Genomic DNA, 20,234 nt, shown 5'->3' on the forward strand with positions numbered 1-20,234 from the left:
CGGCTCCCTCAGTGGACGGTTCCGGTCATGACGCCGACCGGTACGGCGATGAAGCCGGCGGTCAGCAGCACGGCCAGGCCGGTGGCGGTGGCCTTCAGCGCGCGGTCGCGGCGGCGGCTGCCCGCGCCGAGGGTCTGCGCGGCGCTCCAGAAGCCGTGCTGGATGTGCAGGCCGAGCGCGAGCATCGCCACGATGTAGATGACGTCGCCGTACCAGGTGTGGAAGGTCGCCTCCACGTTCTGGTACGGGTGGCCGGGCTGGGCGTTGCGGTTGACGGTGAGCGTGGTCAGGTCCAGCAGGTGCCAGACGATGAACAGCGCGAGGATCACCCCGCCCCAGCGCATGGTGCGCGTCGCGTAGCTCGCGCGGGCCTTTCGGTGGACGTAGCCGACCGGGCGGGCCCGCAGGTCGCGGCGGCTGAGCTGGTAGGCGCTCACGCCGTGCGCGAGGACCGCCGCGACGAGGACGACCCGGATGATCCACAGCGCCCACTCGTAGTGCAGCGCGGGCTCGCCGAGGGTGCGCAACCAGTGCGCGTAGCCGTTGTAGTCGTCGGCGCCGAAGAAGATCTTGAGGTTGCCGAGCATGTGGGCGACCAGGTAGAGCAGCATGATCAGGCCGCTCACCGCCATGACCGCCTTCTTGCCGACGGTGGAGTCCCATGCGGTGCGCAGCGTGGGCGGCCGCCGGTCGGTCCGCGTTGCCAGTGCCATGTCCACGACGGTAGGACGCGGAGTGACGAGTGGTCCAAGACATGATTCGGCTTGTTTCCATAGCCACTGCCTATCGACAGTTATCGTGGGGGGATGCAGTTCCAGCAGCTCGCGTACTTCGCGGCGGTCGCGCAGGCCCGGCACTTCACCCGCGCCGCGCAGTCCCTGCACGTCTCGCAGCCGTCGCTGTCGCAGCAGATCCGGGCGCTGGAGAAGGAGTTGGGGGCGCCGCTGTTCAGCCGGGCGCGCGGCAACATCACGCTCACCGACGCCGGGGAGGCGCTGCTGCCGCTGGCGCTGCGCATCCTGGCCGACGCCGACACCGCGCGGCACGAGGTGCTGGAGCTGGCGCAGCTGCGCAGCGGGCGGGTCCGGCTCGGCGCCACGCCGAGCCTGTGCACGGGCATGCTCCCCGACGTGCTGCGCGCCTTCCACGACCGGCACCCCGGTATCCGGCTGCTCCTGGAGGAGGGCGGCTCCCACGACCTCGTGCGCGAGCTCGCCCGCGGCGCCCTCGACCTCGCGCTCGTGGTCCTGCCCCTGCCCAGCCCCTCCCCCGCGCTCACCACGGTCGAGCTCTTCCAGGAGGACCTGGTCGCCGTCTCCGCGCTGGACGCCGCCGCGCCGCCGTCACCGCTGCGGGTCGCCGACCTGCGCGGGCAGCCCATGGTGATGTTCCGGCACGGCTACGATCTGCGCGACCTCACCGTCTCGGCGTGCCGCTCCGCGGGGTTCGAGCCGACCTTCACCATCGAGGGCGGCGAGATGGACGCGGTCCTGGGGTTCGTACGGGCCGGGCTCGGGATCGGTGTCGTGCCCTCCACGGTGGCGGCTCGCGCCGGCGAGGGCCTTCGGGTCACCCCGCTCGCGGCCCCGGGGCTGCGGCGCACCGTGGCGCTCGCCCACCGCAGCGATGTGGCCCCGCCGCGCGCGGCCCGGGTCCTCCAGCAGGTCATCCTCACGGAAGCGGTCCCCTCGCGCCCCTGACCCCCCGGCTTCCTCCGCCCTGCCGGCGGAGGGACCACCTGCCGGCGGCGGGCCGGCCGCGGACGAAGCCTCGGCCTCTTACGACGGGGCGTCCGCCTGCCGGCGCGCCGGGGTCGAGAAGGCGGCGAACGCGGCGTCCAGCAGGTCGCCGAGGTCCTCCTGGCCGTCGCTCGCACTCCATCGCCCGAGGACGATCCACAGGATCTCCAACGCCGCCGCCACGCGTACGTCGGCGACGACCGACGCCCCGTCGGCGTCGGCCGAGGAGGCCGTCCGCCGCAGGCGGCCGACGATCTCCGGCCGCCATTCGGCCTGCTTCTCGCGGAGGCGTGCGCACAGGGCCGGGGTCTGGTCGACCAGGCCCAGGATCGTCACGAGTTCCCGCACGTCGCGCACGAGGAACCTGGTGGCCGCCTCCACCGCGTTGCGCAGCCTGTCCCAGTCGTCCGGTCCGGCCCGCTCGGCCTCGAGCGCGTCGGCGATGACGTCACCGACCGGGTCGAAGACGAACAGGACCACGTCTTCCTTGGTGCCGAAGTACCGCAGGAAGGTGCTTCGCGACACCCCGGCGGCTTCGGCGAGGTCGGCGAAGGTGACCTGGTTGAAGCCGGTGAGGCAGAAGCGGTTGAACGCGACGCGGGCCAGCTCTGCCTGCACCGCGTGGCGGCTGATCTCACGGGTACCGACCGGCGCTGCACTCATGAGGACAAGTGTACTCCGCCACACTCGTTTGCTTCTTCGCATATGAGTTCCTAACCTGATACTCAGTGTCAGCCGCGATGCTGAGATTCGCGTTGCTGTCCCCAGTCGACGGCCCGGTCACGGGCTGTCCCCTACCGCGGTACGGAGCCACCTCATGACCTACGAAGACCTTCCCGCCCTGACGATCGCCGTCTCGGACGGGGTCGCGACGGTGACGATCGACCACCCGCCGCTCAATCTGATGGACGCGGTGCTCCTGCCGTCACTGCGGGCATTCGTCGCGCGGGTGCGGAACGACGCCGACGTCCGCGTCATCGTCTTCGAGAGCGCCGACCCGGAGTTCTTCGTCGCCCACGGCGACATGGCCTACCTCACCGACCCCGACGCGCTGCCCGCGGCCACTCGCGCGGCGATCGCGGCCGCGCCGGGCGCGACCGTCCCGGACGGCATGAACATCCTCCAGGCGATGAGCGAGGAGGTCCGCTCGCTGCCGCAGGTCACCATCGGCAAGCTGGCGGGCTTCGCACGCGGCGCGGGCAACGAGTTCTTCATGTACCTGGACATGCGGTTCGCGGCGATCGGCAAGTCGGGGCAGGGGCAGCCGGAGTCCTTGCTGGGCATCCTCCCCGGAGGCGGCGGCACGGTGAACATGACGCGCCTGGCCGGAAGGGCCCGCGCGCTGGAGCTCATCCTCGGCGCCGAACTCGTGGGCGCGGAGCTCGCGGAACGCTACGGCCTGATCAACCGCGCCCTGCCCGCCGCAGAACTCGACGCGTTCGTCGACACCCTCGCCCGGCGGATCGCCGGCCTGCGACCGGAGGTGATCTCCGCCACCAAGGCCGCGGTCGACGCGGTCGCGCCTCCGATCCCTCATGCGGCGTACGCGGTGGAGAACGAGGGCCTGTTCGCGGCGTTCGGCGACGAGGTCACCGAACTCGCCCACAAGCTGCTGGCCGCCGGCATCCAGACCCGCGAGGGCGAACGGGACCACGAGCGCATCGCCAACAGCATCTGAGTCCGCCGCACAACCGCAGCTGGGGCGTTCGGGGTTTGCCGGTCCGTTTATTAGACTGTACTGTCAAGTCTAATAAACGGCGGAGGGGAGGACCGGCATGACCGAACAGCTGAGCGCGGACCGACCGGGGGCGCGGCGGAAGGAGCCCGGACGCCGCAGGTCGGGCTCCGACGAGAAGATCCTCGCGGCGGCGAAGAACCTCTTCCTGGCCGACCGCTACGACGGTGTCACCCTGGAGCGGATCGCCGAGCGCGCGGGAGTCTCACGGCAGACCGTCTACAACCGCTTCGGGTCGAAGGACGCCGTCTTCCGGGAGATGGTCCGCTACCACTGGTCGGCGTTCACCGGCCCGGACCGACGGGGCGTCGAGTGCGACGCCGGCGCGAGCGCGGAGGAGGTTCTGCAGGGGTTCGCCGAGTCGCTCCAACGCTTCGCCGCCGAGACGGACCAGATCCGCTTCGCCCGGCTCGTGGTGGCCGAGTCCGTGCGTCGGCCGTGGATCGCGGACGAGTTCTACCGGGTGGGCAAGGGCCCTGTCGTGGAAGCGTTCGTCGGCTGCCTCGACGACCTGGTCCGCAGCGGGCGCCTGCGATGCCCGGACACCTACCTCGCGGCGCGCCAGTTCATGGGCCTCGTCCAGGAGTTCCTCGTCTGGCCGAGGGTCATGGCCTTCGAGGAGGAGACCACCGCCCAGCCGGCCGCGGAAGTGGTGATCGAGGAGGCCGTACGCGTCTTCCTGGCCCGCTACGCACCCGGGCCGAACGCCCCGGGCCGGCCTGCCTGATCCGCCCGCCGCCTGACCACCGCGCCTCTTCCCGACCTGTTCCGACCTGTTCCGACCTGTTCCGCGCTCTCCGAAGGACCCGTCGTGCCCGCACCCACCATTTCACTCGGCGATGTCGAGATCACGCGCGTCGTCGAGTGGTCCGGCCCCATCCGTACCGCCCGCTTCGTCATCCCGGACAGCGACGGGGAGACCTGGCGGCGCCATCAGGACTGGCTGGCGCCGGACTTCTGGACCCCGGCCGACGACGCCTACCGCTGCCACATCCAGACCTGGGTCCTCCGCAGCGAGGGCAGGACCATCCTGGTGGACACCGGGGTCGGCAACGACCGGGAACGCCCGCAGATTCCGCAGTTCACCGGGCTGCGCACCGACTACCTCGCCCGCCTGCGCGAGGCCGGCGTCGCACCCGAGGACGTCGACATCGTCGTCAACACCCACATCCACTACGACCACGTCGGCTGGAACACCGAGTCGCGTGACGGGCAGTGGGTGCCCACCTTCCCCAACGCCACCTACCTGATCCCCCGCGCCGACAACCTGTACTTCGACCCGGAAAGCGCCGTCCGCAGCCGGGCCCCGCGGGACGAGCACGAGCGCCTGCGCTGGGAGGGCAGCAGACTCGTGTTCAACGACAGCATCGCCCCCATCCACCGAGCGGGACAGGCACTGCTGTGGGAGGACACCCACCGCATCGACGGCAACCTGCGGCTGGAGGCAGCGCCGGGCCACACCCCCGGCTCGTCCGTCCTCACCCTGCGCTCGGGCACCGACCGCGCCGTCTTCGTCGGGGACATGCTGCACAGCCCCGTCCAGGTCCTCGAACCCGGCTGGAACAGCTGCTTCTGCGACGACCTCCCCCTCGCGGCCAGGACCCGCCGCGCCTATCTCGCCCGCGCCGCCGAGTTGCGCGAGCTCGTCATCCCGGCCCACTGGCCGGGGCACGGAGCCGCCGAGGTCCGGCAGGACAGGGACGGCTTCGCCCTCACCGCATGGGCCGCCTTCCCACGCGTCTAACGGCCGGTGCGGTGCTGCTGCCGGTAGCGGCCGGCCGAGATCCCGTACTCGCGTTTGAACGCGTTGGCGAAGGCGTAGGGGGAGCCGTAGCCGGTGCGCTGCGCGACGGTGGACAGCGGGACGTCGGTCGTCTGGAGCAGGCGTGCCGCCACGGTGAGGCGCCACCACGTCAGATAGGTGAGCGGTGGCTGCCCCACCATGGCGGTGAACCTGCGGGCGAAGGCGGCACGGGACAGGCCCGCGTGCGCGCCCAGCGACTCCACGGTCCAGGGGTCGGCCGGGCGTTCGTGCAGGGCCCGGAGCGAGCGCGCGACCACCTCGTCGTCGAGGGCGACGCACCAGCCGGTGGCCCGCGCTCCCGCACGTTCGATCAGGCAGGCCCGGATCAGGTGCACCAGGAGCACTTCGAGCAGCGCCGGCAGCACCAGGTCCCTGCCGTGCATCGGTTCGCCCAGTTCGCCGAGCAGCAGGTCGATCGACGCCTGGAGACCCTGGTAGCGGTCCGGCCGCGCCGGAAGGCTCACCAGGTCGGGGAGGTCCTGGAACAGCGGATGCGGGCGGGCCCGCTCCAGCCGGTAGGCGCCGGACAGGAAGCGGGCCGTGCGGTCGGTGGCGTTCGCGAGCGTGTGCGCGGTCCCGTGCGGGAGCAGAACGGCGTCGCCCGGTCGCAAGGTGACGACCGCTTCGTCCGGTGCCGTCACCTCGATGCGTCCCGTGGTGCCCACGTAGAAACGGGCACCGTCGAAGATCCCGGCGTCCTTCTCCCACCACGGGTCCGCGTCCTCCAGCGTCAGGGAGGGGCGTCCCACGCGCATGGTGCCGATCGCGTCGCTGAGCACGTCCATCGCCGTATCCTCCCGCACCGCGTCAGGTGTCCGAGAACGGCGCCCACCGCTTGATCGAGACGGCCCCGTTCGACCGCGCGACTTCGGCGGCACCCGCGCCGCCCAGGTGCGCCGGCACGACCAGGCTGTTCGTCGCGGCGGCCCGCTCCAGGACGCGGCGCCGGGACCGGGTGGCCTCGGCCTGGTCCTCGCTCAGGCAGGTGTCGTGGTCGGGTTCGATCATCTGCAGCGGAGTGTGGACCAGGTCGCCGACGAACACCGCCCGGTCGGCGCCGGACTCCAGCCACAGCACCGCCGAGCCGGGTGTGTGACCGGGGGCCGGTTCCAGGACCAGGTTCTCGTCGATGCGGTGGCTGTCGCCCTCCCACAGCACCGTCTGGCCGGCCCGGTGGACGGGCAGGACGCTGTCGTTGAACGTCACCCCGGTGTCGGCGGCGGACTGGAACGGGGACTTCGGGACATGGCCGCCTGCGGGGTTCCAGAAGTCGAAGTCGGCCCGGCTGATCAGATACCGCGCGTTCGGGAACGTCGGTACCCACTCGCCGTCGACCAGCCGGGTGTTCCACCCCACGTGGTCGTTGTGCAGGTGGGTGTTGACGACGAGATCCACGTCCTGCGGCCGCACCCCGGCCGCCGCCAGCCGGTCGAGGAAGTCGCCGTCGCGCTGGTGGAACACCTCGACCTCGCGCTGCTTGTCGTTGCCGAGGCCGGTATCGACCAGAATGGTGCGGCCCGCACTGCGCAGCACCCAGGTCTGCACGTGTGCCTGCCACGCACCCGTCTCGGCGTTCAGGAAGTCGGGCGCCAGCCAGGATTCGTGCCGGCGCCACAGTTCGCCGGGAACGGACGGGAACAGGACATCGGTGGTGGCGAAGGCCCCCTGCCACTCGACCACCCGCGAGACCTCGACATCACCCAGAATGATTTTCTTCACCCCCTCACCGTAGGAAGGGACGGTGAGACGCTAAATGCTCCGCTGTCTCGCTTTCTTAAGACAGCGTCTCGCCGCGGTCCCGTCCGCCACCGGAGCCGACCGGCCAGGACGGACCGCGACGCCAGGCGACTGCGGCGACGGGGCAGACTGGGGGCTATGGCCGGCGGCGAAATCCACCAGGTGGACGCGTGGCGCCCGAAGGTCCCGGGCATCACCGAAGTGCTGCACGCCCACTTCACGCACCACGCGTACCCCGTGCACACCCACACCACGTGGGACCTGATGCTGCTGGACGACGGCGTCGTGGACTTCGCCCTGGACCGCAGGCGGCACGGCGCGACGGACGCCAGCCGCGTGGTGCTGCTGCCCCCGGGGGTCCCGCACGACGGCCGCACCGTCAACCCGGCCGGGTTCCGCAAGCGCGTGCTGTACCTGAGCACGGACGTGCTGCCCGCCCGCCTGGCGGGGAAGGCGGTGGCCGGCCCGATCCTGGGCGACGCGGCCCTGCGCGCGAGGGTGCACCGCCTGCACGCGGCCCTGCGCGACCGCGACGACGCGCTGGAGGCGCAGTCCCGCCTCGCCTTCGTACGCGAACGCCTGCTGGTGCACCTCGACGCGCACCGGGTCCGGCCACCGGGCCGGGAGGGCGACCGGCTCGCGGCCCGGCTGCGCGAACTGCTGGACGCCCGCGTCGCCGACGGCCTGACCCTCGACGAGGCCACCGCGCTGCTGCATGCCCACCCCACCCACCTCATCCGCAGCTTCTCCCGCGCCTACGGACTGCCCCCGCACACCTACCTCACGGGGCTGCGGATCGACCGGGCCCGGCGCCTGCTCCTCACCGGCGAGCGGCCCGCCTCGGTCGCGGCGGCCGTCGGCTTCTACGACCAGGCGCACCTGAACCGCCACTTCAAGCGCCACCTCGGCGTCACCCCGGCCGCCTACGCCCGCCGCCGCCTGGCCCGGTAGCACGCCGGAGCGGCCGTCCGACGTCAGGACGCCCCCTTCGGCGTCTTGTCCGCCTTCTCGACCTTGTCGATCAGCCGCTGCTCCTCCGTCGGGAACTGGTCGAACAGCTTGCTCAGCGTGCCCATCCGGCCGTGGAAGTCGGTGCCCCACCGGTCGGCGGCGGTCCCGACCCACGTCCCGGTCATCATCTGGTTGACCTTCTCGATGGCCGCCCGGATGTTCCCCTCGGCGGTCTTCACCGCGGCCATGTCCTTCTTGCAGTCGTCCACGTCACTCATCTGTCCTCCTCGGAGAAGTCGTCCGCCGCCCTGCCCCTCGCCGCGACGCTCACGAGCCGGCCGCGGCGAGGGCGAGGGCGGGGTCTGCGGAGCTGCGGTGCACCAGGTTCCCGAGGAGCAGGACGCGCTTGCCGCTCTGGGCGATGTACGCCTGGGTTCCGCAGGTGCTGGTCAGGGCGGGGTACTGGTGGCCGGGCGTGCAGGCGTGGCCGTCGTTCGGGGTCTTCGCCAGCACGGTCGCGCGGCCGTTGTGGACATACACGACGGCTGCCGACGAGCCGGCGGTGTCCTGGGCCAGGGCGTAGAAGCCGCCGCCGGTCGCGGGGGCCAGGTGCGACAGGCGCAGCGACGCGATCGCCGTGTGGGTGCCGGGGAGCGTGCCGGACAGGTGCAGGTGCTCGGGCGCCTTGCCGACGGGGATGGCCACGATGTCGGAGAGGTCGCCGGTGGCGGAGTAGACCGTTCCCGCCGGGTCCACCACGGCGCCGGTGAAGATCGGTGCCGACTGGTGGTAGAGGCGGGTGGAGGTGCCGTTCCCGAGCGCCCAGAGGTCGCCGCCCTCGCTGATGACGAGCGACCCGTCCGGGCGTTCGCCGACCGGCAGCGCGTTGTCGGAGGTCGGCGGGATCGCGAGGGCGGTGGTGCGGCCGTCCTTGTCCGTCACGGGCAGCTTCGCGACCCGCGTGGGCGGGCTCTGCCTGAGGACGCCGAAGACGACGGAGCCGTCCGAGCGGACCACCAGGGAGGCGTTGCCCACCCGGTGGTCGACCCGCACGTATCTCGCGACGACGCCCTGCGGGGTCATCCGCAGCACGTCGGGATGGTCGGCGCCGTCCCACTCCACCATGTACACGTCGCCCGACCGGCTGGTGGTCACCAGGGTGTCGCCGGACATCACGTCCTCGTTGAGGTCGTAGGTGTCGCTGAGCGCGCCGAGGTCGAAAGCGGCGATCTTCCCGGCGGCCGGGGTCGGCAGGCCGGCCCGGGCGCTCTTGTGGCCGCCGCCGCCCGAGCACCCGGCCAGCAGCCCCGCCACCGCCACCGCCGCCGCCAGGTACCGCTTGGTCCGGGTGCGCTTGGTCCGGGTGCCGGACCCCGGGCGACAGGCCCTAGTTGCCATCAAGTGATCCTTCGTACGTCCTGAAGCCGCTGTCGAGGTCGCCCATGACGCCGTTGGTCGTGGAGGCGACGCTCGTGCCGGTGAACCAGCTGGTGAAATCCGTGTTCTGCCACGCGTCCGGGGACACGGTCTGGGTCTTGGGGTCGTACCACGTCTGGCCGGCGGGCGCGGGGATCTTCCCCGACCGGATGAGTCCCTGGGCCAGCGCCGGCGCGTACGCCTTCTCGACGTCCTTGGCGTCCTTGGAGTTCACGGCCTGCTGCGCGGCGGCGTTGTCGGTGGAGAACGGGTCGGTGGTCGGCGCCTTGACCGACCGGCCCCAGGTGGCGAGGGTCTGCGAGTACTTGAAGCCCTTGGTGACCACCTTGTCGGTGACGCCCTTGGGGAGTGAGGTACCGCTGAACAGGACGCCCGCGGTGTTCAGGACCGCCAGGTTGGCCTTGTGCTGCTCGTCCAGCTGCTGGGCCGCGCTGTAGCTGATGTTGTTCTTGGCCTTGGTGAACAGGCCGATCATGTTGCCCAGGTTGGTGATGTCGTCGCTGGAGCCGGCGGCGTCGCTGAGCTGGGCGTGCATCGCGGTGTCGAACATCGCGGCGGCACTGGGGTCGTCACGGGTGAACAGTTCCATCGCCGCTTGCAGGTCGTCGTGCGGGAGGACCAGGCCGTGCTCCGTGGTCGAGTACCCGCCCGCCTGCGAACCGGCGATCTTGGACGAGGCGCCGAGCTGGTCGGCCCAGGTGGCGGTGATGCCGGCCAGGGCGACGGCGGTGCTCTGCGGATAGGTGAAATAGGCGAGCTGCTCCTTCTGGGAGCGGCCGGCGAAGGTGCTGTTCTCCTTCGCCGCGGCGGCCAGGATGTTGTACGCGGCCTGGCCGGACTGGTCGGCGAAGTCGGGACTGCGGTCGCTGGCGGCCAGCGTGAGCACCCGGCCGATGGGTTCGGAGTCGTCCACGGTGCCGGTCCGGCTGGTGGTCTGCCAGTTGTACTCCAGCAGGTCGGCCGCGTACCCCTTGCTGGCGGCGGTGTTCTGGCCGAGCAGGTCGCGGGAGCCCTGCGCGTTGTCGCCGAGCCGGTCCAGGACGGCGAGCACCGGGTCGTTGGCCCGGATGGCCGCGACGGTCTGGTCCGCACCGGACTTGGAGCCGACCGCGCCGGTGAGGCCCAGGTCGTCGAACCACGCCTTGCCGTCCCCGTAGTACCCGGGGTAGGCGCCGCCGCCGGGGAACATCTCGTAGTCCGGCCGCATCGCGCCCTGCTTCTCGCGCCAGTCCAGCATGCCGCCGCTGATGTCGGAGAGGACCTGCGCGTTCCACTTGTCACCGGAGGGGCCGTACTTCAGCAGCATGCCGATCGACCAGGCGTCGTCGTCGGTGGGGTGGGTGAGCGGCGCCAGGTAGTCGGGGGCGGGATGGGGGTAGTCGCCCTTGACCGCGAGGTCGGCCAGCGTCTGGGTGGCCTGGCCGAACTGGGCCATCGCGGCGACGGACTCCTTGCTGAGCAGGGTGTTGTCGTGCGTGCCGTCCTCGGCGTGCAGGGCGTTGGCGGCTCCGGTCATGTCCTTGATGCCGCCGTTGATCATGAACGCCGTCATGTAGGCGGAGTCCTTGCCGTGGTCGGACAGCGACTGGGCCACGTTGAGGATGATCTGCCGGGAGTTCGGGTCCTTGGGGTTGGCGAGCGCCTTGCTCAGCTCGCTCGCCTCCTGCTGGGCCTCCTTGGCCGGGTCGATGTCCTTGGTGTCCCAGGGAATCTGGTACATGTCGCCGTTGATGCCGCACAGGTACGGCTGGCCCGCGCCGTCCAGCAGGTTCAGCGCCTCGTCGGCCCGCAGCGCCATGGCGTGCGCGTCGTCGCCGACCTGCTGGGCCTGCTGTCCGATCGCGCTCAGGTTCAGGGAGCCGCCCCACCGGTCGAAGTCCGTCCGGATCGTGCCGCCGTCCGAGGCCAGTGCCGCGGCCAGATCCGCCAGGCGGTTGGCCAGTTGCCGTAAGCGCTGCGGGTTCACACCCGCGAAGTCCGTCATCGGTCCCCCGTACACGTCGTGGGCGCGCGCACCACCCGTCACGTCCGTGCGCGCGCGTCCGGTCAGTTCCGTTCCACGGTAGCGGCGCAGGGCTCCGGAATCCGTACCCGCACGGCGGCTGTGACCGAGCCGGGACGAAACGTCGGGCGGGGGAGCCTCGGCGGCCTGGCCGCCAGGGCTCCCCCGCCCACCAGGGTGTGTCCTAGGCCGTCGCGATCGCCGGGTCGCTGACGCCGGGGCGGCCGGTCTCGACGTGCCCGGCGAAGCGCCGCGTGAAGGCCGCGTCGTGGTCGGACTGCACGGTCACGTCGTACCAGCGGTCGGCGAGGGCTGGCCGGTAGGTCTCGCGGCGCCCGGCGCGTACGACGAGCATCCGCTGCCTGCCGTCGTAGGCGTTGCGGACGGTGAAGCGGATGTCGCCGGCGCCGGAGTTGGCGAGGGTCAGCTCGACCTGCCCGGTGCGGGCGTCGTGCCGGGCGGTGACCTCGGCGCCGGCGCGGTGCGCGGTGCCGCCGAAGGCCCGCAGGAAGCCGGCCGGGCCGTGCACGGTCAGGTCGTACGTGCCGGAGGTGCCGTCGGTGTCCCACTGCCCGGTGAGGGTGTGCCCGGCGCCGGTGGTGTACGTCCACGGGCCGTCGGTGCGGTTGCCGGAGGTGACGTGGAAGCACGCGCCCGCTCCGGCGCCGCCGCCGAACGTCAGGGTGACCTGGCCGGCGGCGGAGACGGCCGCGTCGGTGTGCGGCGCGTACGGCAGCGGCCGGGTGGGCCGGGAGCCCTTCTCCTGGCGCGGCACCGCCTGCTCGGCGGGCGGCACCGGCACGTAGGAGTCGTGCCGGTCGGAGTCGGTCGGCTGGTAGCCGTCGGTGCCGGGCAGGCGCGCGGGCCGGTCGTGCTGGAGCGAGAAGTCGAACGCGGAGGTCAGGTCGCCGCACACCGCGCGCCGCCACGGCGAGATCTGCGGCTCGTGCACGCCGAACCGCTGCTCGATGAACCGCAGGATCGAGGTGTGGTCGAACGTCTCGGAGCAGACGTAGCCGCCGGTGCTCCAGGGCGAGACCACGAGCATCGGCACGCGCTGGCCGAGGCCGTACGGGCCGGGGGCGTAGGTGGAGTTGCCGGGGAAGAGCTCGAGGGAGGTGTCGACGGTCGAGCCGCCCTGGCCCGCCGCGGCGGCGTACGGCGGCACGACGTGGTCGAAGTAGCCGTCGTTCTCGTCGTAGGTGATCAGCAGCGCGGTCCTGCTCCACACCTCGGGGTCGGCGGTCAGCGCGTCCAGGACCTGCGAGATGTACCAGGCGCCGTAGTTCGCGGGCCAGTTGGGGTGCTCGGAGAACGCCTCGGGGGCGGCGATCCAGGAGACCTGGGGCAGCCGCCCGGCCTTGACGTCGGCGCGCAGCACGTCGAAGAAGCCGTCGCCGGCCTTGGCGTCGGTACCGGTGCGGGCCTTGTCGTAGAGCGGGTCGCCGGGGGCGGCGTTGCGGTACTGGTCGAAGTAGAGCAGCGAGTTGTCGCCGTAGTTGCCGCGGTAGGGGTCCTCGATCCAGCCCCAGCCGCCGGCCGCGTCGAGGCCGTCGCCGATGTCCTGGTAGATCTTCCAGGAGATGCCGGCCTTCTCCAGCCGCTCCGGGTAGGTGGTCCAGTTGTAGCCGGCCTCGGAGTTGTCGACGACGGGGCCGCCGCCCTTGCCGTCGTTCCCGGTCCAACCCGACCACATGTAGTAGCGGTTGGGGTCGGTGCCGCCGATCAGCGAGCAGTGGTAGGCGTCGCAGATGGTGAACGCGTCGGCGAGCGCGTAGTGGAACGGGATGTCGTCGCGGGTCAGATGGGCCATCGTGGCCGCGGACTTGGCCGGAATCCACTGGTCGTACCGGCCGCCGTTGACCGCCTTGTGGCTGCCGGTCCACTCGTGGTTGAGGCCCTCGATGAACTTCATGCCGAGGTCCTGCGTGTCCGGGTGGTAGGGCAGCACCTCGCCGGTGCCGTTCGGCTGGTGCCACACGGACTTGCCGCTGGGCAGCGTGACCGGCCGCGGGTCGCCGAAGCCGCGCACCCCGCGCAGCGAGCCGAAGTAGTGGTCGAAGGAGCGGTTCTCCTGCATCAGGACGACGATGTGCTCGATGTCCTTGATGGTGCCGGTGCGGCGGCCGGCCGGGATGGCGGCGGCCCGGGTGATGCTGCCGGACAGCGCGGAGAAGCCGGCGGTGGCGCCCGCGATCTGAAGGAAGCGGCGCCGGTTGAGTTCGGTCATGCTCGCGGGACCTCTTGGGCTCGGGGCGGATGCTGGGCCGGGCGGCGCGGACAAGTTGGCGTGCGCGGGCCGGCGTACCGCTGACGTCGGGTGGTGCGGGGCCCGGCGGTGGCGGCCCGGGCCGGGCGGTCCCAGATCACCGAGCGCCGGCGACGTGCGGGTGTCGTACGGGTGGCGCGGCGCCGTACGGACCGCGAACAGCCCGCCGGCGGGGGGAGGTTGCGGCCGCGCCCGCGACGGCCTTTGGCACCGTCCCGTCACGGTGGGTTCCGTCGCCGGCGCGCAAGGCGCCGTTCAACTGGCCGTCGCCGCCGGGCGGGATTCTGCACGACGTCACCGCGCCGCCCTGGCGCGGGCCCGCACTTTTGCGCACCGCTCGGCACGGCACCGCACCGCCCGCACCTCCACGCACCGCCCGGCACGACCGCGCACCGCACCGCACCCGCGTCAAGGAGTCTTGATGGCCGCACAGTTGGACCCGTCGCACCCTTCCGAGCCGTCGTCGCAGCAGCCCGGGGAGCAGGCGGCGGCGCAGGCCCCGGCCGGGCCGCGGATCGGCCGCCGGGCCGCGGTCGGCCTGCTCGGCACCGCCGGCGCCGCCGCCGTGGCCGCGCCGCTGCTGACCGCGGCGCCGGCCGCCGCCGCGCCGGCGAGCAGCGCCACCGCGGGCGCCCCGGCGTTCCTGCCGTCGCCGGACGCGGGCGGCGCCCCGCCGGTGCAGGGCCTGCACCTGACGTTCGGCAAGGACCCGGCCACCCAGATGGTCGTCTCCTGGCTCACCGACGCCCCGGTGAAGCGGCCGCGGGTGATGTACGGCACTCTCGAACACGGCCTGGGCTCGGGCGTGGACGCGGTCACCCGCAGCTACGCCGACGGCAAGTCCGGCCGCAGGGTCTACGTCCACCACGCGGCGCTGAACCGGCTCTCCCCCGGCAAGCAGTACTTCTACGTCGTCTCGCACGACGGCGCCACGCCCGACAGCGGGACCTTCGCCACCGCGCCGCGCGGTCGCCGCCCGCTGACCTTCACCAGCTTCGGCGACCAGTCCGCGCCGCAGGTCACCTGGGCGTCGGACGGCAGCGTGGCGCTGGACGCCAACTCCACGCCCGCCACCAAGGACATCGTCACCGGCATCGAGCAGGTCGCGCCGCTGTTCCACCTGCTCAACGGCGACCTGTGCTACGCCAACCTGGACGTCGACCGGGTGCGGACCTGGAACAACTTCTTCACCAACAACACCCGTTCGGCCCGCTTCCGGCCCTGGATGCCGGCCGCGGGCAACCACGAGATCGAGTCGGGCAACGGCGAGATCGGCCTGGGCGCCTACCAGACGTACTTCGCGCTGCCGTCGACCGAGACCGACGCCGAACTCGCGGGCCTGTGGTACGCGTTCACCGCCGGCTCGGTGCGGGTCATCGTGCTCCAGAACGACGACAACTGCCTCCAGGACGGCGGCGACCTCTACATCAGCGGCTACTCCGGTGGCCGCCAGCTCGCCTTCCTGGAGCGGGAGTTGAAGGCCGCGCGGGCCGACCGCGACATCGACTGGGTGGTCGTGGCCATGCACCAGGTGATGATCTCCTCCTCCGACGCCAACGGCGCCGACCTGGGCCTGCGCGCCAAGTACGGCCCGCTCTTCGACCGCTACCAGGTCGACCTTGTGGTCTGCGGGCACGAACACAACTATGAGCGGTCGCTCGCGGTGCGCGGGGTGGTCAGCGGCAGCGAGACCCTCACCCCGAACCCCGCCTCCACCCGCACCGACGACATCGACACGAGCCTGGGCACCGTGCACATGGTGCTCGGCGGCGGCGGGGTCTCCGGGACCACCAACCAGTCGTTCTTCAAGGACGGCACCGCGAAGGTGATCACGGCCGTGGCCGACAGCCGCCCCGAGGGCGGCAAGCGCGCGGCCACGTACGTCAAGGAGGAGGCGGTCTGGACGGGCGTGCGCGACATCGAGCACCCCTACGGCTTCGCGTCCTTCACCGTGGACCCGGGCCGCTTCGCGGGCGACACCACCCGGCTGCACGTCACGTACTACAACGTGGACAAGCCCGCCGGCGAGCTGTCGGTCTTCGAGCGGTTCACCCTGCACCGGCGCCGCTCGGACGGCTAGCCGCGGCCGGGCGGCCGCCCCGCCGTGCGCCGAACGGGGCGTGCCGCGCCCCGCCAGGCGGGTGGGGCGCGGGCGGCCGCACCCGGTGGGCTACGATCCGCCGAGTCCCCCCAAACCACGCAGGAGGCGCGACATGGCCGACAGCGAATACCGGGTCGAGATCGACGGTGCCCGGGTGCTCACCCCCCGGCTGCTGCTGCGGCCGTGGGAGGACGCCGACGCGGCGGGTGCCCTGGCGGTCTACGGCGCCGACGAGGTGACCCGCTGGCTGGCCCCGGCCATGCACCGCACCCCCGACGCCGAGGCGATGCGCGAACTGCTGGCCTGCTGGCGGGCGAACTGCGAGGAGCTGGACCCGCCGGCCGGCCGTTGGGCGGTCACCCGGCGCGACACCGGCGAACTGGTCGGCGGCGCGGCGCTGCTGCCGCTGCCCCCGTACGGCGTGGACCTGGAGGTCGGCTGGCAGCTCGCCCCGACCGCGTGGGGCGCGGGGTACGCCTCGGAGGCCGGGCACGCCGTCGCGCACTACGCCTTCGAGGCGGGCGTCGACGAGATCTTCGCGGTGGTGCGCCCGCGCAACGAGCGCGGCGCCGCGACCGCGCGGCGGGTGGGCATGGAGTGGGTCGGGGAGACCGAGAAGTACTACGACCTGCGGCTCCAGGTCTACCGGCTGCGCAAGGCCGAGTTCCCCCCGTCCCCGGCGCCGCACCCGGCCGACTAGCCGCGACCGCACGGCCGTACGGCCGGCCCGACCACCGGTCGAATACCCGGTCGATCCGGCATGCCCGCGCTGTTACGGTACGAGGCGCCGGCCGCGGGACTCCGGCGCGACTTCCGGAACCTGCCTCTGAAGCAATGATTCGCAGCTCGCGCCCTCACACCCCGGCCGGCATCCATCCACCGGGGAGGGGTGTGTGCGGTGCCGGGTGCGCTGGAGGGTCTGGTCGCCGCCGAGGACGTGCTGCTCTTCGTGAACGCGGCCGTCACCTCGACCGGCCAGCGCGAGTTCCACAGCGGGGCCGCCGAGCAGCGGATGTCCCTGGAGTTCCTGCACGCGTACATGCTCGGCAACTACCGCGGGCTGTACGCGGCCGCCCTCGCGCTGGGCGTCAACGACCACAACGCCGCGCTGATCGTCCGCGAACTGCTGCGCACCGCCGCCGAGGCGAGCCCCGAACAGCGTCGCACCGAGGGCGCGCTGATCGCCCGGCGGCTGCACCTGCTGCCGCCCCAGCGGGTGTACGCGCTCTTCGCCGAGTTGCGCGCGGCCCGGGTGAACAACCGCCGCACCCGGGCGATCGTCCGGGACTGGCTCGCCGCGCGGCCCGACCCGGGCTTCGACGCGGTGAAGTACCGCGCGGGCCTGAAAGCCGCGCTGCGCCACACCCATCTGCGTTTGGGCCCCGAGGAGTTGGGGCCGTTCCTGTTCGCGCCGCGCAGTCGGGCCCGCTACGGGCACCCGCTGCTGGACGCGCACCGGCGCGCCCGTTACGAGCATGCGGCCGTCTTCGAACTGCCGTTCACCGTGGCCGAGGGGTTCGCGGCGCGGCATCGCATCCCGCGCGAGGTCTTCCTGGAGCGGATCGCGCCGCGCCTGACCCGGCTGGAGCGGCTGCGCCTCCAGGAGGCGGCCCGCAGGTCGGGCGTCGGCGCCGTCGGCACCGACCTGACCCGGATGCCGCTGACCAGGCTCGCCTCCTACGTGCTGGGGCTGCCGCGCGCGGACCGGGTGGCGCGCCGGGCCGAGCTGACCGCGGCGCTGACGACCGCAGCGCGCCGTGTCGCCGGTGCGCGTGCCGGGACTTGGGGCCGGGTGACGGCGGTGCTCGACGACTCCTCCTCCACGTACGCCTCCGGCCACAAGCGGCGCCGGCCGCTGGCCGTGGCGCTGGCGGCGCACTTCCTGCTGGCCGTGCTGGCTGGTTCGTACCGGGCACTGTGGACGTCCGGCCGCACCGACGCGCTGCTGGCCGGTCCCTACGGCCCGACCCCGCTCGGCACGCGGCTGCTGGACGCGCTGGAGCCCGGCCCCGACCTGGTGCTGGTGGTCTCCGACGGCTTCGACAACGCCCCGCCGGGGCTGGCCGCGGAGGTGCTGCGAGTGTGGCGGTCCCGGATCGACCCGGGCGGCCGCACCGGTGTGGTCCACCTCAACCCGGTGTACGACGCGGAAGGCTTCGATATGCGCCGGCTGTCACCCGCAGTGCCGACAGTGGGCATCCGCGATGCGGAGGATCTGCCCGCCCTGACCGAACTGGCCGCGTTCGCCACCGGCCGCGGCGGCCTGCCGCGGCTGAGGGCGCATCTGGACGCGCGGGTCGCGGAGTTCCTGGCGGGTGGCTCCGGCCCCGGGCCCGGAGCCGCCGGGGGTGCCGTGTGACGGCCGCCTTCCGGCTGGACCTGGCCGGGCTGGAGCCGGGTCCCGCCCAGGTGTGGGGCGGGGTACGGCTGGTGCCGCTGCTGCGGGCCGCACCGGTGGAGGGGCTGCGGCTGCACGCCGAGCTGTACCGCGACGGGTTCGGCAGCGTGGTGACCGGGCCGCGCACGACGTACACCTCCTACATCCCGCACGGCTTCGTCGCGGACTGGGGCGCGGACGCCGGGCAGCGCGGCCCGGCCGCCGCGTACGGTACCCAGCTGCGCGGCGGGCAGGGCGGTCAGGAGGCGGTGGCGGGCATGCCGCTGAGCGTGCACCGGCGCATGGCCCGCCGGGAGGCGAAGCACCGGCTCCGCTTCCTGCCGCTGCACCTCGCCCTGGAGGGCTTGCTGAGCCTGCACTTCGGCGGCCCGTCGATCGCCTGGGCCGAGTGGTCAAGGCAGGCGCTGCGGCACGGCCTGTCGCCGCGGGTGGAGGAGGCGTACCTCGGCGCGGACGTGCGCGGCCTCGACGACGCGCTGCGGGTCTTCGAGGTGCATCCGGGGCAGTGCGGGCTCGCCCTCTACGTCGCCGACGCGCTGGCCGCGGTGTTCGCCGTGCCGCACCCGGCGGACTACCGGGCGCTGCACGACACCCTGCTGCTCGACCTGTACGGCGAACTCGTCTACCAGTACGCCCTGTTCGGCGCCGCCCTGCCCGACTACCGGCCCGCACTCGGCGACCCCGGGTCGGTGCCGGAGCTGCGCGCGGCCGTGGCCCGCGAGGAGCGCGCCTGGCGCGCGTTCCACGACGGCACCATGGCCGCCGGACTGCTCGACGGGGAGTACCGGGCCCAACGGGTCCACCGCGCGGGGCCGTTCACCCTGCACCGCTTCCTGCCGGCCTTCCGCCCGCGCCAGGAGAACCACATCGGCGAGGCCATCACCGCGGCCGACGGCCGGATCGCCTACCTGAAGACCTTCCGGCTCTCCGAGGCCCAGGTGCGCCGCGGCCACCTGCTGTCCCGGCTCGCCGCTCACGACTGGCACTTCGCCGACACCGCCGCCGACCTCGGCCTCACCCCGGCGGAGTTGGCCCAGCGCCTGCGCTCGGCCGGCGTCGCCCACCTGCTGCGCCAGGACCTCGCCGACGCCGCGCGCCGGCCGCCGTCCGGCCGCGGCGCGGGCAGCGCCCGCTGACCGGGGAGGGGGCGGCCGCGCCTCACCCGATCCGGCGGGCCAGTACCAGGCGGCAGCGCGGGCTGCCGTCGGGGCGCCGGCCGAACTCCTCCAGCGCCAGGGTGCTCACCTCGAAGCCCGCGGCCGCCAGGTCCGCCCGCACCGGCTCCAGCGGGAAGGTGCGGTAGTACATCACGAACGGCGGGCGCCACAGCGCGTTGCGCACCCGCATCGCGGCGTCGAAGCCGGCCAGTGCCCAGTACCAGGGTGAGCCGACCGGGGGCGGCGCGGCGACGGGGAAGGCGAACAGCGCGCCGGGGCGCAGCGCGCGGTGCACCCCGGCGAACAGCGCGGGCCGCTCGGCGGGCAGGAAGTGCCCGAACGCGCCGAAGCTGACGGCGAGGTCGAACTCCGTGTCGAACGGCAGCGCCCGCGCGTCGGCCCTGACCCAGCCGTGCTCGGGGTGGGCGGCGCGGGCGCGCTCCAGCATGCCGCGGCTGATGTCCGCGCCGGTGACGCCGTTGGGGCACAGCCCGGCCAGCACCCTGACGCCGGCGCCGGTGCCGCAGCACACGTCGAGCCCGGTGCGGAACGGCCCGTACGGCCGCAGCGCCGCCGCGGTGGCGTCGAGGAAGCGGTCCGGGGTGCGGAAGGGCGTGTGGTCGAAGGCCGGTGCCAGCAGGTCGTACCCGTGCTCGACGGAGGACAGCGCCTGGACGGCCAGCTCGCGTACGGAGGGGCCCTGGGAGGAGAACACCCGGCCCACCCTAGAACCGGGTGCGGCGCGATGTGCGCGAGATCTCACCCGAACGAAACGGAACCGCCATTCCCGTTGACGTATGCTGGCTTTAGCGGAATCACAGTTCCGGATCTCCGCGCACACCTCCGAGCGCTGTCGCTCGTCCCGTTCTCCGTACGGCCCGGACCACCGCGTCCGCGCCGCCCC

At 72.8% G+C, this 20,234-nt stretch carries 18 protein-coding genes; 9 read left to right on the forward strand and 9 right to left on the reverse strand.

From position 1 onward, the window contains the following. Positions 1-8 precede the first annotated feature (8 nt). On the reverse strand, positions 9-713 hold the full coding sequence (locus WA788_RS24635; protein WP_335980855.1) for a succinate dehydrogenase: 705 nt from the start codon (positions 711-713) through the stop codon (positions 9-11). 93 nt (positions 714-806) lie between these two features. On the opposite strand from WA788_RS24635, the gene WA788_RS24640 reads away from it, so the two are divergent. Beyond that, positions 807-1,700, forward strand: coding sequence for a LysR family transcriptional regulator (locus WA788_RS24640; RefSeq protein ID WP_335980856.1), 894 nt, complete (start codon positions 807-809; stop codon positions 1,698-1,700). 78 nt (positions 1,701-1,778) lie between these two features. Here the strand turns inward: WA788_RS24640 and WA788_RS24645 are convergent, their stop codons facing one another. Continuing rightward, complete coding sequence (locus WA788_RS24645; protein WP_335980858.1) at positions 1,779-2,402, reverse strand: TetR/AcrR family transcriptional regulator; 624 nt, start codon at positions 2,400-2,402, stop codon at positions 1,779-1,781. A 154-nt stretch (positions 2,403-2,556) separates the two neighbouring features. Here WA788_RS24645 and WA788_RS24650 point away from each other — a divergent pair, with 154 nt between their 5' ends. From WA788_RS24650 to WA788_RS24660, 3 genes are all read left to right on the forward strand, one after another. After that, positions 2,557-3,417 carry an enoyl-CoA hydratase/isomerase family protein gene (locus WA788_RS24650; RefSeq protein ID WP_335980859.1) on the forward strand — a complete coding sequence of 287 codons (861 nt, stop codon included), beginning with the start codon at positions 2,557-2,559 and terminating at the stop codon, positions 3,415-3,417. 97 nt (positions 3,418-3,514) lie between these two features. Further along, positions 3,515-4,201, forward strand: coding sequence for a TetR/AcrR family transcriptional regulator (locus WA788_RS24655; RefSeq protein ID WP_335980860.1), 687 nt, complete (start codon positions 3,515-3,517; stop codon positions 4,199-4,201). A gap of 84 nt (positions 4,202-4,285) precedes the next feature. Then, positions 4,286-5,218: an MBL fold metallo-hydrolase gene (locus WA788_RS24660; RefSeq protein ID WP_335980861.1), complete on the forward strand. Its 933-nt coding sequence runs from the start codon at positions 4,286-4,288 to the stop codon at positions 5,216-5,218. Here WA788_RS24660 and WA788_RS24665 read toward each other — a convergent pair. Together WA788_RS24665 and WA788_RS24670 are read right to left on the reverse strand one after the other, a co-directional pair. Next, a complete protein-coding gene (locus WA788_RS24665; RefSeq protein ID WP_335980862.1) occupies positions 5,215-6,063 on the reverse strand; it encodes an AraC family transcriptional regulator in 849 nt (282 codons plus the stop codon). The genes WA788_RS24660 and WA788_RS24665 overlap by 4 nt on opposite strands. Before the next feature lie 22 nt (positions 6,064-6,085). Continuing rightward, positions 6,086-6,997, reverse strand: coding sequence for an MBL fold metallo-hydrolase (locus tag WA788_RS24670; RefSeq protein ID WP_335980863.1), 912 nt, complete (start codon positions 6,995-6,997; stop codon positions 6,086-6,088). A 156-nt stretch (positions 6,998-7,153) separates the two neighbouring features. Here WA788_RS24670 and WA788_RS24675 point away from each other — a divergent pair, with 156 nt between their 5' ends. Continuing rightward, complete coding sequence (locus WA788_RS24675; RefSeq protein ID WP_335980865.1) at positions 7,154-7,966, forward strand: helix-turn-helix transcriptional regulator; 813 nt, start codon at positions 7,154-7,156, stop codon at positions 7,964-7,966. Positions 7,967-7,989: 23 nt separating this feature from the next. Here the strand turns inward: WA788_RS24675 and WA788_RS24680 are convergent, their stop codons facing one another. From WA788_RS24680 to WA788_RS24695, 4 genes are all read right to left on the reverse strand, one after another. After that, positions 7,990-8,244 carry a hypothetical protein gene (locus tag WA788_RS24680; RefSeq protein WP_335980867.1) on the reverse strand — a complete coding sequence of 85 codons (255 nt, stop codon included), beginning with the start codon at positions 8,242-8,244 and terminating at the stop codon, positions 7,990-7,992. A 49-nt stretch (positions 8,245-8,293) separates the two neighbouring features. Further along, the gene (locus tag WA788_RS24685) at positions 8,294-9,364 is read right to left on the reverse strand and encodes a hypothetical protein (protein ID WP_335980868.1); all 1,071 of its coding nucleotides are present in this window, start codon (positions 9,362-9,364) and stop codon (positions 8,294-8,296) included. Continuing rightward, positions 9,354-11,387, reverse strand: a complete 2,034-nt coding sequence (locus WA788_RS24690; protein ID WP_335980869.1) for a hypothetical protein — start codon at positions 11,385-11,387, stop codon at positions 9,354-9,356. Before WA788_RS24690 ends, WA788_RS24685 begins: the two co-directional genes overlap by 11 nt. Positions 11,388-11,589: 202 nt before the next feature. After that, entirely contained in the window at positions 11,590-13,635 is a 2,046-nt protein-coding gene (locus WA788_RS24695; protein WP_335980871.1) for a phosphocholine-specific phospholipase C, read from the reverse strand. A gap of 460 nt (positions 13,636-14,095) precedes the next feature. On the opposite strand from WA788_RS24695, the gene WA788_RS24700 reads away from it, so the two are divergent. From WA788_RS24700 to WA788_RS24715, 4 genes are all read left to right on the forward strand, one after another. After that, positions 14,096-15,754, forward strand: coding sequence for a purple acid phosphatase family protein (locus tag WA788_RS24700; protein WP_335980873.1), 1,659 nt, complete (start codon positions 14,096-14,098; stop codon positions 15,752-15,754). A gap of 133 nt (positions 15,755-15,887) precedes the next feature. Continuing rightward, on the forward strand, positions 15,888-16,475 hold the full coding sequence (locus tag WA788_RS24705) for a GNAT family N-acetyltransferase (RefSeq protein WP_335980874.1): 588 nt from the start codon (positions 15,888-15,890) through the stop codon (positions 16,473-16,475). 198 nt (positions 16,476-16,673) lie between these two features. Continuing rightward, positions 16,674-18,134, forward strand: a complete 1,461-nt coding sequence (locus WA788_RS24710; RefSeq protein WP_335980876.1) for a hypothetical protein — start codon at positions 16,674-16,676, stop codon at positions 18,132-18,134. Then, on the forward strand, positions 18,131-19,309 hold the full coding sequence (locus tag WA788_RS24715) for an ARPP-2 domain-containing protein (RefSeq protein ID WP_335980877.1): 1,179 nt from the start codon (positions 18,131-18,133) through the stop codon (positions 19,307-19,309). The genes WA788_RS24710 and WA788_RS24715 overlap by 4 nt, the downstream gene beginning before the upstream one ends. Positions 19,310-19,331: 22 nt before the next feature. Here the strand turns inward: WA788_RS24715 and WA788_RS24720 are convergent, their stop codons facing one another. Then, entirely contained in the window at positions 19,332-20,045 is a 714-nt protein-coding gene (locus tag WA788_RS24720) for a class I SAM-dependent methyltransferase (protein ID WP_335980878.1), read from the reverse strand. Positions 20,046-20,234: the final 189 nt, after the last annotated feature.

Source organism: Streptomyces sp. CA2R106 (genome assembly GCF_037034245.1).
Taxonomy (GTDB): domain Bacteria; phylum Actinomycetota; class Actinomycetes; order Streptomycetales; family Streptomycetaceae; genus Actinacidiphila.

Coding starts and splice junctions, on each gene's coding strand:
- WA788_RS24655 (WP_335980860.1), top strand. CDS start 3,515: ATGACCGAACAGCTGAGCGCGGACCGACCGGGGGCGCGGCGGAAGGAG.
- WA788_RS24645 (WP_335980858.1), bottom strand. CDS start 2,402: ATGAGTGCAGCGCCGGTCGGTACCCGTGAGATCAGCCGCCACGCGGTG.
- WA788_RS24695 (WP_335980871.1), bottom strand. CDS start 13,635: ATGACCGAACTCAACCGGCGCCGCTTCCTTCAGATCGCGGGCGCCACC.
- WA788_RS24635 (WP_335980855.1), bottom strand. CDS start 713: ATGGCACTGGCAACGCGGACCGACCGGCGGCCGCCCACGCTGCGCACC.
- WA788_RS24700 (WP_335980873.1), top strand. CDS start 14,096: ATGGCCGCACAGTTGGACCCGTCGCACCCTTCCGAGCCGTCGTCGCAG.
- WA788_RS24665 (WP_335980862.1), bottom strand. CDS start 6,063: ATGGACGTGCTCAGCGACGCGATCGGCACCATGCGCGTGGGACGCCCC.
- WA788_RS24685 (WP_335980868.1), bottom strand. CDS start 9,364: ATGGCAACTAGGGCCTGTCGCCCGGGGTCCGGCACCCGGACCAAGCGC.
- WA788_RS24650 (WP_335980859.1), top strand. CDS start 2,557: ATGACCTACGAAGACCTTCCCGCCCTGACGATCGCCGTCTCGGACGGG.
- WA788_RS24680 (WP_335980867.1), bottom strand. CDS start 8,244: ATGAGTGACGTGGACGACTGCAAGAAGGACATGGCCGCGGTGAAGACC.
- WA788_RS24690 (WP_335980869.1), bottom strand. CDS start 11,387: ATGACGGACTTCGCGGGTGTGAACCCGCAGCGCTTACGGCAACTGGCC.
- WA788_RS24705 (WP_335980874.1), top strand. CDS start 15,888: ATGGCCGACAGCGAATACCGGGTCGAGATCGACGGTGCCCGGGTGCTC.
- WA788_RS24640 (WP_335980856.1), top strand. CDS start 807: ATGCAGTTCCAGCAGCTCGCGTACTTCGCGGCGGTCGCGCAGGCCCGG.
- WA788_RS24675 (WP_335980865.1), top strand. CDS start 7,154: ATGGCCGGCGGCGAAATCCACCAGGTGGACGCGTGGCGCCCGAAGGTC.